This window comes from Aliinostoc maniaoense, assembly GCF_058172895.1.
In genome coordinates this window covers 5,940,873-5,956,218 of the sequence record NZ_CP187952.1, presented here as the reverse complement: position 1 = coordinate 5,956,218, position 15,346 = coordinate 5,940,873, and the positions used below count along the sequence as shown (strand labels likewise).

At 40.5% G+C, this 15,346-nt stretch carries 10 protein-coding genes and 1 pseudogene; 6 read left to right on the top strand and 5 right to left on the bottom strand.

What is annotated here, in order from left to right; all coding sequences use genetic code 11:
- The first annotated feature begins 1 nt into the window (after position 1).
- From ACPZ3T_RS26000 to ACPZ3T_RS25990, 3 genes and pseudogenes are all read left to right on the top strand, one after another.
- Positions 2 to 679 (top strand): hypothetical protein, encoded by a 678-nt coding sequence (locus tag ACPZ3T_RS26000; RefSeq protein ID WP_490272316.1) that lies wholly within the window; start codon positions 2 to 4, stop codon positions 677 to 679.
- Between the two features lie 3 nt (positions 680 to 682).
- Positions 683 to 1,297, top strand: a complete 615-nt coding sequence (locus ACPZ3T_RS25995; protein ID WP_490272315.1) for an FHA domain-containing protein — start codon at positions 683 to 685, stop codon at positions 1,295 to 1,297.
- Between the two features lie 230 nt (positions 1,298 to 1,527).
- Positions 1,528 to 3,708 (top strand): annotated as a pseudogene (locus ACPZ3T_RS25990) (esterase-like activity of phytase family protein); the annotation flags it as partial.
- A gap of 312 nt (positions 3,709 to 4,020) precedes the next feature.
- Here the strand turns inward: ACPZ3T_RS25990 and ACPZ3T_RS25985 are convergent.
- Positions 4,021 to 8,133 carry a non-ribosomal peptide synthetase gene (locus ACPZ3T_RS25985; protein ID WP_490272314.1) on the bottom strand — a complete coding sequence of 1,371 codons (4,113 nt, stop codon included), beginning with the start codon at positions 8,131 to 8,133 and terminating at the stop codon, positions 4,021 to 4,023.
- 566 nt (positions 8,134 to 8,699) lie between these two features.
- Here ACPZ3T_RS25985 and ACPZ3T_RS25980 point away from each other — a divergent pair.
- A complete protein-coding gene (locus ACPZ3T_RS25980) occupies positions 8,700 to 9,689 on the top strand; it encodes a UDP-N-acetylglucosamine--LPS N-acetylglucosamine transferase (protein ID WP_490272313.1) in 990 nt (329 codons plus the stop codon).
- A gap of 211 nt (positions 9,690 to 9,900) precedes the next feature.
- Entirely contained in the window at positions 9,901 to 11,091 is a 1,191-nt protein-coding gene (locus ACPZ3T_RS25975; RefSeq protein ID WP_490272312.1) for an FtsW/RodA/SpoVE family cell cycle protein, read from the top strand.
- A 232-nt stretch (positions 11,092 to 11,323) separates the two neighbouring features.
- Here ACPZ3T_RS25975 and ACPZ3T_RS25970 read toward each other — a convergent pair whose 3' ends face one another.
- A complete protein-coding gene (locus ACPZ3T_RS25970; RefSeq protein WP_490272311.1) occupies positions 11,324 to 11,437 on the bottom strand; it encodes a helix-turn-helix domain-containing protein in 114 nt (37 codons plus the stop codon).
- 528 nt (positions 11,438 to 11,965) lie between these two features.
- Between ACPZ3T_RS25970 and ACPZ3T_RS25965 the strand changes: the two genes are divergently transcribed.
- A complete protein-coding gene (locus ACPZ3T_RS25965) occupies positions 11,966 to 12,340 on the top strand; it encodes a hypothetical protein (RefSeq protein ID WP_490272310.1) in 375 nt (124 codons plus the stop codon).
- 63 nt (positions 12,341 to 12,403) lie between these two features.
- Here ACPZ3T_RS25965 and ACPZ3T_RS25960 read toward each other — a convergent pair whose 3' ends face one another.
- From ACPZ3T_RS25960 to ACPZ3T_RS25950, 3 genes are all read right to left on the bottom strand, one after another.
- On the bottom strand, positions 12,404 to 13,648 hold the full coding sequence (locus ACPZ3T_RS25960) for a nicotinate-nucleotide--dimethylbenzimidazole phosphoribosyltransferase (protein ID WP_490272309.1): 1,245 nt from the start codon (positions 13,646 to 13,648) through the stop codon (positions 12,404 to 12,406).
- A 176-nt stretch (positions 13,649 to 13,824) separates the two neighbouring features.
- Positions 13,825 to 14,556 carry a DUF2232 domain-containing protein gene (locus tag ACPZ3T_RS25955; RefSeq protein ID WP_490272308.1) on the bottom strand — a complete coding sequence of 244 codons (732 nt, stop codon included), beginning with the start codon at positions 14,554 to 14,556 and terminating at the stop codon, positions 13,825 to 13,827.
- A gap of 13 nt (positions 14,557 to 14,569) precedes the next feature.
- The gene (locus tag ACPZ3T_RS25950) at positions 14,570 to 15,244 is read right to left on the bottom strand and encodes a Crp/Fnr family transcriptional regulator (protein WP_490272307.1); all 675 of its coding nucleotides are present in this window, start codon (positions 15,242 to 15,244) and stop codon (positions 14,570 to 14,572) included.
- Positions 15,245 to 15,346 lie beyond the last annotated feature (102 nt).

Genomic DNA, 15,346 nt, shown 5'->3' with positions numbered 1-15,346 from the left:
TATGCCCAAAATATTTGTCAATATTTTAATTGTTGGCTTTTTGCTAACTTCTATTTTTAGCTGTAGTAGTAACCAAGGTAATCAAGCAACACCTAGCCCAATTAGCACAAATAATCAATCGACAGACACAAATATACTTAAAATTAGTTATCGTATAGATAAAATCAAGTTTAAAACCGCCGGAGGTACAGATTTATTTTCCCTCAAGCCACTGCCAGATGGAGGCAAATTAGTTGATGGGAAAGAACAAGAAATAGCTAGAATCAAAACAGATGAAGCTGGAAAAATTAAAATTAAAAACCCTCAAGAAAAAGTTTTGGGTTATGTATTGAAATCTCCAGGATTATGGACAGTAGAGAACCCTGACAAGAAAGCTTTATATATTCTCAAACGCAACAGTGACAGTAATTATCAATTAGAGGATAGCAACCAGAAACGAATTTATCAAATTAAAACTAATAAAACGGGATTAGAAATTATTACACCCGATAAAAATTTACTTTATCAAGTAAGAATTAAAGAAGGTAAAATCTCCTTAAGAAATACCTCTGGAAGTACAGTTTTTTCTACTAAATCAAATATATCTCCTATAGCATTTGCTTGCTTTGGATTAGATGTACTAACGCGGGAACAACAAGCTGCTTTAGCTTATGCTGTGAATTTAACAGGAGGTGAATAAGCCTTGCAAATTAAATTAACTTGGATAGATCCCAATACAGGCGATCGCAGACAGCCATTATTACAGATACCAGTGGCTATTGGCAAGGAATTTGCAGCCATGCCACAAGAGATTGATGAGGAAAGAGTATCTAGAGTCACCATTCAAGATGACCTAATTGCAGCTTATCATGCTTTAATTACTTGGCAAAATCAAGAGTTAATTATTATCGACCAGAATACGAATTATGGGATAAAAATTAATGGGTTACAACTAACAACAGGTAGCCTGAATGATGGCGATCGCATTCAAATTGGCAATTGTGAAATTATCGTCAATTTTACCGCCATAAGTGGCGGCGAGTGCGATCGCATGGTTGGCTTTTTATTCAAACGACGCTGCGGACGTACTGATAATATTGATTGTCCCTACTGTCACCAGTCCTATGAAGAAGACTACGCCTATTACCCTGACTATGGCAATTATCGCTCTAGTGTTTGGAGTAGTAACTATTATTATCAACGCGATCGCTATTCCTATGACCCGGAAACCGGTAATGTAGACTTTACTGAAGCGGATGCTATCAGTTTAGAAAGGGAACAAGACAGGGATTTTGAAACTCATTTCGGAGCAAGTTAACGCCGTGTGCAACTTTCTCTCAAACCTAACCCCCAACCCCTTCCCTACAAGGGAAGGGGAGCAAGATTTAAAGTAGAGACATTGCAGGAAACGCTGAACAGGGGGTGAGAGAAAAAAGGTGTGGGGAGTGTGGGGAGTGTGGGATAAAACTTGACGATAGAAATTTATACATTACAGTTGTGTGATATTCAACTATTTTCCATTTACTTCTAAGTAATCATACTGGGAATATGAACACAACTAACACTATTCTTGATGTAACACTTCAAGGACAAACTATATTCAACACTAGTGTTGTTCCCTCTGGTACAGCAGGAACAGTAAATAACCAGCAAGTCCCGTTGGGCGGTTTGTCTGGCTTGACTTATGACGCACTGAATAATCTTTATTACGCAATTTCCGACGATCGCTCCCAATTAGCCCCTGCAAGATTTTACACTTTTACCACTGACCCCGCTACCATTAATACAGCAGGAGTAAATTTTACCAATGTTACTCCCCTCACAGATACTAACAATAACTTTTTTGCAATTAATACCATTGATTTAGAAGGTATTGCTTTAACAAATAATGGCACGGTTTTCATCTCCTCAGAAGGGGAAGTTAGTTCTAGTCGCGTTCTTGATCCTTTTATTCGAGAATTTTCTTTATCTACAGGGCAAGAAATCAAATCTCTACCTGTTCCTGCTAAATTTCTCCCAGTTTTTAACGACCTGAACAATAATGGTATTTTAAATTCTGGTGAGCAAACTTCAGGTATTCGGAATAACTTAGCTTTTGAAAGTCTCACCATTACACCAGATCAAAAAACTTTATTTACCGCCACAGAAAACGCTTTATTTCAAGATGGATCGGCTAACAATACTGATATTATTCGTTCTCGCATCATACAATACAATTTAGAAAGCGGTCAGCCAGAGAAAGAATACTTATACTTCACGGAAACAAACAATACTGGTTTAGTAGATTTATTAGCCATTGATAACCAAGGTACTCTATTAGCTTTAGAACGCACCGTTGATCCAAATGTAGGAGTTACAATCAAAATCTACGAAATCAGCGTGCAGAATGCTACAGATATCAGTGCCATTGACTCTCTCAATAGTTTGACTACTCAAGAATTAGCAGCAATTCAACCTGTTGAAAAGCGTTTGGTACTTGATTTAACACAATTGAATCTACCTAATAGTGATGGTTTTCACCCCACTGGTTTAGATAATATTGAAGGATTGACTTTCGGGCCGAAATTGGCAGATGGTAGACAGTCAATTGTTTTGGTAAGCGACAACAACTTTAATCAGGCTCAATTTACGCAAATTTTGGCTTTGAGTGCAGGTGTTCAATCTATACCTGATAATGTAGATGATGACGACAATGCTCAGACATCAACTGTGCAACTGAGCTTAGTTAGTAATGATGTTTTTCAAATTACTGGAAATAAACAATCTCAACTAAAAGTTACTCTTTCTGGGCGTAAGTCTTCGCAAGTCAATGAGTTGGGAGTGTTCACTGTTGATGATGCGGTAGGAACAATTGACGGTGTTGCGCCTGGCTCTGCTGAGTATACAGTCAAAGCCTTGGCGAGAGCAAGAGTGATTTTTTCTGCGATCGCCAAGAATCCCAATGGCTATAATCCCGCCAGCTTATCGCGGTTGCTAGAATTTAGCAGCAGCAGCAACCTGAGATTTTATTTCATCAGCAACGCTTCCACCGATGCGCTCAACACCGGAAGCATCTCCACCAACAACATTATCTTTTCTAGTAGCACCAGCCAACAAATTACTAACTTGGGTGCAGAAGGCTTTACCCTCGCTTGGCAAAATACTAGTAGTAGTAACTTCCAAGATTTAGTGGTAAATATTCAAGCTTTTGATGAATCTTTACCTCTAGGAACAAGTCTCCAAGGACAATCTCAAGGCGAAGTCATTGATTTACGCGATATCACTGGTACTGTCACAGCCGATTTTACAGTCAACCGAGAAGCAGCCTTTGATAACTTTGTGGGTTTCTACAGAGTAGCTAACACCAACGGCGGTATTGATACTAACAGTGATGGGATTGCCGATATTCTCCCAGGACAAGCGGGATATATTCAAGCCGCTATCCAAAACCGTGTTGCGGGAATTGATTTAACAGCCAATAACCAAGGAACTGCAACTTATACCAGCACATTATCAGGCGGTGCTATCTTTGTACCTTTTATTATCATTGATGGCAGACCAGATGCTCTGCTAGATAGCAATACCAGTAATGATCCTGCTGTTTACTTTCCTTATTTGGGTGCAAACACTGATGGCTTTGATCACATTCGTTTGTTGGCAGATAACACCTTTGGTTTTGAGGACTTACCAAACGGTGGTGATCAAGATTTTAATGATGTGATTGTTAAAGTAAATTTAAGTATTGCTTAGGCGATCGCTATGAGAAACCGCAGCAATTTCTCAGAGTTTGATGTTGTCATTCATCAAAAATACCATTGATCTGCTCGTTTACCTGCGGAATGTGGGATGTATCGACTAACATTGTGAATGTATCGACTGACATTGTGAATGTATCGACTAACATTGTGAATGTATCGACTAACATTGTGAATGTATCGACTAACATTGCGAATGTATCGACTGACATTGTGAATGTATCGACTAACTGGTTAAACGCCTAATTGCATTAGCGTCTGTCTCCGCACACTCCGCGAAGGGAGAGAAGTGCATTGCGAATTACTTTCAAGCTTGGGCTGCTTTTAAGCAAACGCTCAATTTTGCAGCTAGTATCTGAACACCTGGTTCTCCTAGCATACCTAGATGTGTGCCAGGAACTTGGTGAATTTCTACCCCTTGTTGAGCTATTTCACTCCAACCTCTACAGGGTTTAAATTGACACCATCGTAAAATTTCTTTAGTTGTAAATAAAGTTACCTTGCCATTGTATGACTTGGGTAGATAATCTACCATTGTTGCTTGCTTGAGAGCTTCAATTAATGCCATGTTATAAGGATTGGCATCGTCAGTAAAAGAATGCTCATTCCATAAGTCAAACTTGCTGCTAGGTTTGCCAGTTAACATTGATTGCAACCAATCTACTTTCGCTAGCACATAGTTCCATCTATCTTCAGATGGTAGTCGTAATAATGTCAGCAAGTAGACATAGAATGTCCGTAATAACGAGGGATTACTGATATAAAGACTGGGGTTGTAAGTATCAAACATGGCTAATAAGTCCACGCGATCGCCTTGAGCATCTAACTGACGCGCCATTTCATAAGCAACTATTCCACCACTGGAGAAACCACCCAATAAATAGGGGCCATGCGGTTGCACAGTGCGAATTTGTTGGATGTAGTGAGATGCCATGTCTTCCACTTTGTTGTGTGGGGTTTGTTTCCCATCTAATCCTTGTGCTTGCAGTCCATATACAGGCTGTTCGGCATCTAAGTGACGTACTAGAGTTTGGTAGCCAATTACATTGCCTCCCAACGCATGGATTAAAAATAAAGGACGTTTCCCACTATTACCAGGCTGAATAGTTACCAAAGAAGACCAAGCAGCCGATGTATTTGATTCCTGAAGAATCGTAGCTAATTGTTCTATCGTTGGTGATTGTAACAAGGTAGCTAGGGGCAGTTTTTGAGCAAATTTTTGTTCAATTTGGGTAAATAATCGAACTGCCAGTAGTGAATTTCCCCCTAAATCAAAGAAATTATCTTTGATGCCGATGGACTGAATACTTAAAACCTCAGACCAAATTTGTGCTAGCTGAATTTCTACTGCATTCCTTGGGGCAACAAAAGCCTTTTCTAATTCTGGTCTTTGGTCGGGGATGGGGAGAGCGCGACGATCTACCTTACCATTAGGAGTAAGTGGAATTTTAGCGATCGCTACAAAGGCAGATGGAATCATATATTCTGGCAATTTCTCCTGTAGAAATCGCCGCAATTCATTCATTGTAGTGACAGAATCACCATTTAATACTACATACGCCACCAAACGTTTATTTCCTGGCTCATCCTCTCTGGGAATAACTACAGTTTCCTGTACGCATTCATGTTGTGTAAGTACAGTCTCAATTTCTCCCAACTCAATACGGAAACCGCGAATCTTGACTTGATGATCAATTCGTCCGAGAAATTCAATATTGCCATCACTAAAATAGCGGGCTAAATCTCCTGTTTTATACAGCCGTGCTTGTGGATGATGACTAAAAGGATGAGGAATAAACTTTTGGGCAGTCAGTTCGGGTTGATTTAAATAGCCAGAGGCTAAACATTCTCCACCAATATACAATTCCCCAGTCACACCAATCGGGCAAGGATTCAGGTAAGCATCGAGAATGTAATATTGAGCATTTTGAATGGGTTTACCATAGGGAATACTTTTCCAATGCGGCTCAACTTTCTTGATAGGATAATAATTCGACCAAACAGTTGCTTCCGTTGCTCCCCCTAAACTAATTACCTCCACTCCTGGGAAGGTAGTTTTGAGTAAATCTGGTAGAGTGACTGGTATCCAATCACCACTCATAAATACTAGTCGCAATTGCGGCTGAGAATTACACTCTTGCACCTTGGGGAAAAAGCCAGCCAGTTGTTGCAGTGCAGGCGGCGCAGAATCCCAAAATGTAATCGGCTCATCACAGAGAATGTGTAATAAAGCCTCTGGATCTCGAACATCATCGCTAGAAACAACCCGAATCGAACCACCTGCGGCTAACAGTCCGAAGATATCATAAACTGACAAGTCAAAACATAAGGATGTGATAAATAAAACCCTATCGTTAGCATTAACACGAAATGTTTTATTCACCCATTCAATTAAGTTGATGACTGGTTGATGACGAACTACAACTCCTTTAGGTGTACCTGTAGAACCAGAGGTAAAAATCACATAGGCAGTATCATCAGAATTGGTAGATGTTGGTAAATTGCCTGTAGGTAGTAAATCTAGATAGGAGCGATTCCATACTTGAACGTTGAAAGCGGCAGGGGGAACTTGATAAGAGGCAGGAGGCAGGGGGCAGGGGGCAGGGGGAACTTGATAAGAGGCAGGGGGGCAGGGGGCAGGGGAAACTAAAGATTTATCTAAACAGATTAAATGTTGCAGCGCGCTCAGTTCTAGTTCGTGAAGCTGAGGTAACAGAGTTGTTTGAGTGACTATAGACTTAATTTGCAGAGAAGACAGCAGTAATTGAATACGCGCCTGGGGGAAACTCGGTTCTAGTGGCACATATGCACCTCCAGCCTTTAAAATCCCTAGAACAGCCGGAATCATTTCTAGCGATCGCTCCAAATATACCGCAACTAATACCCCTGGTTTAACTCCCAGTTGTTGCAAGTGATGCGCTAACTGATTCGCTCTACAGTTTAACTGTTTGTAGGTGAGTTGTTCTTCTCCACAAACTACAGCAATAGCGTCTGGTGTTTTTTCGACTTGCGCCTCAAATAGTTGATGTATGCAAAGTTGTTGGGCAAAATCTGCTTGTGTATGATTCCACTCCATCAACATTTGATGTTTTTCATCCCTCGTCAATAGTGGCAACTTTCCTAAACACTGCCAAGGATTATTAGCTATGCTCGACAATAAAGTCTCAAGATGTCCGAGCATTCGCCCAATTTTGGCATCATTAAACAGATTTCGATCATATTTCAGCTTCAATAACAATTCTCGCTCGCCATAGCCAACTAAAGTTAGGGGAAAATTAGTTTGTTCTTCTGGCTTGACTTCTAGATTTTGCCATCTACCACCTTGAGAGCGTAAAGCTGAATTTAATTCATAGTTTTCAAATACCACAATGCTATGGAATAAAGACGTGCCGCCGGGAACATCGCTCCATCTTTGAATATTAACTAAGGGGGTATGTTCATAATCTCGCAAAGCTACCCATTGCGATCGCAATTCTCGCAGCCAAGTCAAAAGCGGTTTTTCCCCTGACACCTGCACTCTCACTGGTAAGGTATTAATCAACAATCCCACCATAGAGTGCGCCCCAGGCACAGAGGAATAACGACAGGCTCTTGTCGCGCCAAATACAATATCAGATTCACCACTATAACGACTCAGCAATAAAGCCCAAGCACCTTGAACTAAAGTATTGAGCGTCAGTTGATGTTCTGCTGCTAAAGATTGCAACCTTGCTGTAGTTTTTGTAGAAAGTTGCATGGTTTGCTCACCAAAACCGCCTTGAGTAGTAGGGTTTGAGTCTACTAATAAAGGTGTCGGTGCAGTAAAACCTTTGAGCAAATCCCGCCAAAAACCTTCAGATTTACACCAATCTTGTTGTTGTAGCCATGTGATGTAATCTTGATAAGGACGAGTTCGCGGCAGTTGTAAGTCTTTACCTGCACACAAAGCATCATACAATGTAAATACTTCCTTGATAATGATCGACATAGAGCGACCATCTAACAAAGCATGATGAAAAGTCCAAATAAATTGGTATGCAGATTCTTGCAAGCGAAATAATGCTAACCGCATCAATGGCGCGACATTGAGCGTGAAACCCAAATGGCGATCGCTTTCTAAATAAGCTTGCAATTTCGTCGATTGTTCTCGCTCCGATAAACCACACCAATCTTGCTGTTCTAGGGTAATTTTTACCGATTGATGAACACATTGCAGAGGTTCTCCTCCATTTTCCCAATCAAAGCTAGTTCTTAAAATTGCGTGTCTTGCTACGACTCTCTGCCATGCTTTTTGGAATGCTACAATGTTGATTTTTTCCTTGACTAAACAGACGAGTTGTTCAATATCCACTCCCGAATTTTGAGCAACTAAACTGTTAAACAGCATTCCTTGCTGCATAGATGATAGCTGATATGATTTTTTTACATCTACTAACTGCATTTTGTTTTACCGAATATTATTATTGTGTTGATAAACGTTGAAAAAAAACACCATCCTATACAACATTGGATGATGACGAAAATTAACCAGAATTAAATCAAGACCTAAAAAACCGGGTTTCTGAACGAAAGATTAAGGTTTTAAGCTGAGGGATTTGCAAGAAACCCGGTTTTTAACCGAGGTGCAAGATGTGTGGTAACGCACCGAAAACTTTGATGCGAGGTGCAGTATTCTCGCTGCTAACACCCCATACGCGTATATCAAAAATCAAAGATTTCTATGAATCAAGAAATGTTCAGGCAAGACAGAAAATTAAAAAACTTCATAGTAAATAACTACAATCAACATCAATAAAATTTAGCAGTTAATTTTTTGATGTCTATATCAAATTAATCAAGAATAAACAGCATTGTACGAAGAGAATATAAAGCTTTAATTGGTTTACGAAATTTCCCCAAATCAAGGACTTTTTTTTGACAATAAAAATGTATCAACACAAGTAATCAATATTACTAAAATAGTAGTTTAAAATACATTATTATTCCAAAACCAAAGAGAATAGCAGCTTGAATAAAACCTGGTTAATTTATGCTTTAGGCGGTGGTTGGGGACATATCACTCGTGCTTTATCTTTAGGTAGACTTGCAAATCACCAAAGAACAGTAACGATTATTACTAATAGTCCTTATGCACAACATATCAGTAATGAAGGGTGTTTATTACATTTAATTAATCCCAATGCAGATTTTACGGAAACTTGTGAGCAAGTCAGAAATATTGTATTTAACACTGAATACGATTGCTTAATTGTTGATACCTTTCCCAGAGGTTTAGGTGGTGAATTGGTAGATGTCTTACCCAAATTACACCACATACCCAGAATTTTGATTCATCGGGATATTACCCCCCGCTATGTGGAAGTTAAAGACTTACGCACATTTGTCACCAATAACTTCGATGCTGTGATTGTACCGGGGGAAGGGCAAGATTTACCTTTAGCAGATTTACCCGGTGTCATACATACCCCGCCGTGGTTAATTCGCAACGCACAGGAATTACAGCATCAGGAAATTGTGCGATCGCAGATTCTCCAAGTCAATGATACCCGTAAAATTATCCTAGTGTGTGCCTCTGGGCAAGCTGCCGAGTTACCCTTATTTACCCAACTTACCCAGGCACTAAATCAAGCTTTTCCACAATGTGCTGTGAGAATTTTATCCCCCCATTCCCCAGAAGATGCACTCAAAACATTATGGGTATCCCATCATCCAGGGATAGAATGTTTAGCCGCCGCCGATGTAGTTGTGGGTGCTGGGGGGTACAACACAGTTTACGAATGTGTAGCTGTGGGTGTACCTTTAGTAGCATTAGCATTACCAAGACTGTACGATCGCCAAACCAAAAGAGCTAACAAAATTAACCAGGTGCAGAACATCCCAGATGCACTTTTCACTGTTAAAAAAATTCTAGATACAGTCACCAAGACTCACTTAACACCAACTTACACCAATGGGGCGATCGCTGCTTTGCATCACATCACCAATTTTGAGTTATAAGTTATGAGTGTAATTCCTAACTTTCCACAACTCCTGAAATTCTTATGGCAAGTCATCAAATATACCAAAACCCCTACGCTAGAGTACCTCTCCCCTGCAAAACGTCTCTACTTTGACTCTTGCTCCCCTTACCTTGTAGGGAAGGGGTTGGGGGTTAGGTTAGAGAACATAACAATACTATTTAAACATCCTCATTACATATACCTGTATCGTGAATCTACGCACCCTGATTCCAATTTTTGATGATTCCGTCTCCGCTTGGGCATTAGAAGCGCGGTTGTTGCGGTGGTTAACATTTACTTGGCTATTTGTCGGCTTGATTATCCTATTTTCAGCCTCCTATGTAGTGGCTGATGTTCGTCAAGGCGATGGCTTATTTTACTTTAAGCGACAAGTTCTTTGGGTTCTTGCTTCCCTGATAGGATTCAACATCATTGTCAATCAACCCTTACAGAAAATTCTCGGCATATCCCATTGGTTATTAGGACTATTTTTAGCATTAATTTTTGTCACACTCATTCCCGGCGTAGGTAAAAAAGCCTTTGATGCCGCCCGTTGGATAGCTTTAGGGCCGATACCCATACAACCCTCAGAATTAATTAAACCCTTTTTAGTCCTTCAAAGTGCGCGATTATTCGGACAATGGGAAAGACTAACTTGGCGAGTGCGTTTAACGTGGTTAAGTATTTTTGGCTTAGTAATTTTAGGCATTCTCGCCCAGCCTAACTTAAGTACAGCAGCACTTTGTGGGATGACTATCTGGATGATAGCCCTAGCAGGTGGTATACCTTACAAATATTTAGCGGGTACAGCCATCGGCGGGTTCTCATTAGGATTACTCAGTATCAGTATAAAAGAATATCAACGTCGGCGGGTGATGTCATTCCTCAATCCTTGGGCAGATGCCACAGGAGACGGTTATCAATTAGTACAAAGTCTCCTAGCCGTAGGTTCTGGCAAAACCTGGGGTGCAGGCTTTGGGATGTCTCAACAAAAGCTATTTTATTTACCAATTCAAGACACAGATTTTATCTTTGCTGTCTTTGCTGAAGAATTTGGCTTTGTGGGCAGTATTATCCTGTTGCTGCTCTTAGCTACATTTGCCACCCTTGGGTTAATTGTGGCACTCAAAGCTAAAAATACCATATACCGATTAGTAGCAATTGGTATCACCATTATCATGGTAGGCCAATCTTTACTCCATATTGCTGTAGCCACAGGTGCATTACCCACTACAGGTTTACCCTTGCCGATGTTTAGCTATGGTGGTAATTCCATGATTGCTAGCTTGATAGGTGCAGCTTTGTTAATTCGCGTAGCCAGAGAAAGTAGCGAAGCGGAAGTATTACCCTTAAGAAGACCACAAATTGATAAGAAACGTCAACGTCGGCGAATGTTTTAATAGTGAACATCTCACTCAAATTCAAAACCTTGTAGGCGATAGACAGTGTTCAGGGCTGCTGACGCGTCGCTATGCCCGCAAGGGGTCAAAAAACATAAATAACGCACGCGCACCATGCCGTTCATATGATAATCCTCTTTGCGTAGGCGTAGCCCACTGTTCGCGTTAGCGTCTCTGAAAGAGAAGGCATCGCTTGCGGGTGTCATTGGTATTGGCGCGGATACGTCTGCTTTTAAGCTAGTTGTTCTCCTTGCTCTAAAAATTGCTTGCGAATACGGGTAACGCTATTACGATGTAATCCTGATACTGCCCCTATCTGCTGGTCATTCCAGCGTTGCTTGAACACACCCTACAAATTTAACTTTTACTTTAGATTGTCAATATTAAGTAAGTCGGCGAGAAAAAAACAAACTACATTAAGTAATGTAAAATTTAATTAAATTAGCTTGTAGTAAGGGCTTTAGCCCTTAAGAGAGGACTAAAGTCCCTACTACAAACCTTGAATTATTCACGCCGTTCTACTTAGTTGATGAGGAGAAAGTTGATTTATACAACTGGATGTTAAGAAAGCTACAAATCAATCAGAAAGGTTAAAAATTAATAGCTTGTAACTTGAATTGAGATTTTTTGACAATTTTCTAGACAAATAAAAAGAAAGTTAAGTTTATCAATTTGCCAGTCATCAGCCTACAGACTTAATTAATCTCAATATCTCATGAGTAATAGCCCCAAAAAATATTGAATCATGTATAAAAATAATTAACTGTGTATCACATTGCCAAGCAGGGTTTGAATAATTAAATAATTCATAAGTATGTTTAACATTGGCAGTAAATTGAATAACATATAGAAAATGTGCAGATGAGGGTATTAAATGGAGCTATTACAAGAACAAATCCTAACTGTAAGTAATAAACTGGATGCCCTCTACCAGTTTATTGAGCAACTCGACTTAAAAGTAGCTCAAGCTGTTTCAGAATGCTCCTTAGCCAGAACAGAAGCAAAGGAGAATATCCCGGAAACTAGCGATGCTACTTACTCTCAGTTCAAAGGACAGATTAGAGTCAATTCCGAACTAGAACACAAGGATGTATTAACAGACGGCGTTTATCTAGAAATGAATCGCCAAAATGGAGAAAGAAACTTATCACCAGAAATTCAAATACAAAGACTAACAGCACAATTAACAGCAGCATACAATCGTATTGCCGCTTTAGAAGAACAATTACTTAGAGAGAGAATACATTAATTTTAGTGAGTTATAACCTATTCTTGCCCAGATGTGCCGGAAGTTATGAGTCCGGTATTTTTGTTATGACTTTTGACAATTCATGTGGTTAAGTTGTTGAATTTGGGCTTCAATTGCAGCTAAAAGTTGTTGTTGTTGCCAATTTTGACTGAGACTAGCAGCGATACAAGCTGCACCAGCACCAACACCTTCCTTAACAAATCCCCGCTCATAAGCTTGGAGTTGGGGGTAAGAAGAATTAGCAAAACTCAAACTAGTAGCAAGTAAAGGAGGAGTTTGGCTATGGGGATATGTGGTATTTTTGCTTAAACTGAGAGCAAGATTGACTGTATCACCTGTGGGATCTTCCGCTACCCATCGGGTTGTACCCACAACTACAGATGTTGGTTGCCAAGATAAACGATAAACTTGAGCGATCGCATTAATCAAAGCATAAACCGCCAACATTTGCGTTCCACCAGCCAGCATCACACCACAACGAAGACTAGCGGCGATTGTCATTCCAGCCACTACCACCTGCATAGGATCACCAACCGCCGCCACTAATTCTAGAGGATCAATGACAGCAGAATCAGGAAACTGCGAAGACAAAAAATCATCTTCTACCTTGTCCCCCTTGTCCCCCTTGTCTACCTTGTCCCCCTCGTCCATCTTGTCCCCCTTGTCCCCCTTGTCCCCCTTGTCCATCTTTTCTAACCCCTGCTGTACCACCTGCCATTTTTGTTCGTGATTACAAACAGCGTGGCTACTATTCACCTTTCCGCGTGCGTTGATACCCAAGCCCGTTAAAATTGCTAAAGCCGTGGTTGTACCACCAACAACACATTCACTTAAAATCAGATATCCTGATTTATTTTTATCCGCCAGGCGATCGCCCCACAATAATCCCTGCTTAAATAAGTTGTGTACAGTTGTTAAATCCATTGCTGTGCCTGTACTTAAACATCTAGCTGGAGAACCACCCAAATCAATAAGTGGTATAGATGGGATTTGAGGTAATCCAGCATTAAACACATAAACTGGTATATTCAATGACTCCACTACAGCACGAGAAATTAGCACAGGTGACGCTCCCGCCGTCAGTGGAGGTAAGGGATATTGGGGTTTATAGCTTGCACCGTAATATAAAAACTCGGCATCAGCACAGGCAGTATATTTTCTATCCTCTGGAGTAGAACCAGCCGCAGAAATTCCTGGAATCAACCCAGTTTCTGTAAAACCCAAAACACAGGCAAACAAAGGCATCTGACCACGATATTGCTCCAGCCATCTTTCAGCCTGTTCTCTTTCAGTATAAATACCAATCATATAATTTCACTTAAGTGCTGAGTAGACATGGGGCATATCAATTCAAAACTCAAAATTCAAGAGTTATTCTCTCCCTTGTCTACCTTGTCTACCTTGTCTCCCCCTGCCCCCTGCTCCCTGCCCCCTGCCCCCTACTCCCTGCTCCCTGCCCCCTGCCCCCTACTCCCCTGCCTCATCTAATAATCCATTAAAACTTCCACCCAATGGGGTGGACGAGGTATGGGGTTGCCTAATCGATCTAACAAAAACCATGCGGCTAAATGTACAACAAAAAGATAGATAAAGTTGTTAATCACAATCAAAGTTACTGCCCCTACCTGAATTAAAAACACACTAGGACTGGCTAATAATCCCAACTGTAAAAATATCCACTCTGTCAGTTGTGTAACTTGGTTAATTATATAAATCCACAGGTCTTCTCCCGACAAAATAGATAGCAACCACAGGCGAAAAAATACCCCTAAAGTTCCTAATAGTGTTCCCAAGGTAATAGAAACTAGCCAAGGCACACGACGATGCCATGTAGCTCCCAGTAACACACCCATAAATGCAAAGGGCATCACAAATAACAGACTGCGTATCGGCCCCATAAGTACCGATAGAAGTAAACCAGAGGTGACAGCCGCCATCCATGCAGCTCGTTTTCCGCGACGTAAATAAACTAAAGCAATCGGTACAGGGAAAAATATCCGTAATACTGGCCCTAGGGGAAAGTAAAAATTAATAAACCAAATCAAGCTAGCAGCACTGGCTAAAAATGCTGTTTCTACCATTCTTAAAGGTGCATCAACCTTTAATTGAGGTTGCTTTAACTGTGCTGCTTGATCTAAGTTTTGATGGGGTGAAGCTTGAGACTCAGGGGATGAATTATCTTCTGAGTCATCTGGCAAAGAATCTAAAATACTCATCGGAAAACAGTTGTTAAACGATCATTTTTTCTAAGGCTGACAAATCAGGGATACAAATATTGTCTTGATCTCGCTTAATCAACCCCTTTTTTTCTAATTTTGTCAAGACTCTAGTGACTGTCTCTCGTGCTAGTCCACTTAAACTACTCAGTTCTCTGTGGGGTAAATTAGGAATTTCTGTTCCTGTTTGACCACGTTTTCCTTGACCTTCTGCCAAAAATAATAATGTATCTGCTACCCTTGACTGACTATCAGATTCTCTTAGTCGGAGTCGTCGATTGACTTGTCTTAAACGCCGAGCCATCAGTTGTGATAGGTGGACTCCCGCTAAAGGTTCTGCATAAATTAACTTTACAAAATCCTGAGATGGCATACTGCCAATGATTGTAGGAGTTAGGGTGATCACATCTGTAGAGCGGGGTACTTCATCTAATGCCGCCATTTCTCCAAATAATTCTCCTTTACCAAGAATATTCAGTGTTACTTCTTTCCCTTCCAAATTGTAAGTGCGAATTTTTACCCAGCCTTCTACGATAAAATACACAGAACCGCCCCAATCATTTTCCAGTAGAATCACTTGATTGGGTGGGTGTGTGCGGGTTACAAGGTGGTTAAGGGCTATCTCCACTGAGGTTTCTGGTAAACCTTGAAAAAAGGGAGCCGAGTTTATCCAGGGATTGTCTTCCATTACGACATTATTCAAGCGGCTATATAAATTAAGCAAAAACGTTAACTTTTGCCTAAGCGTTGCCAGTACATTTAATTTTACAAGAATATTTACGTGTGTTAC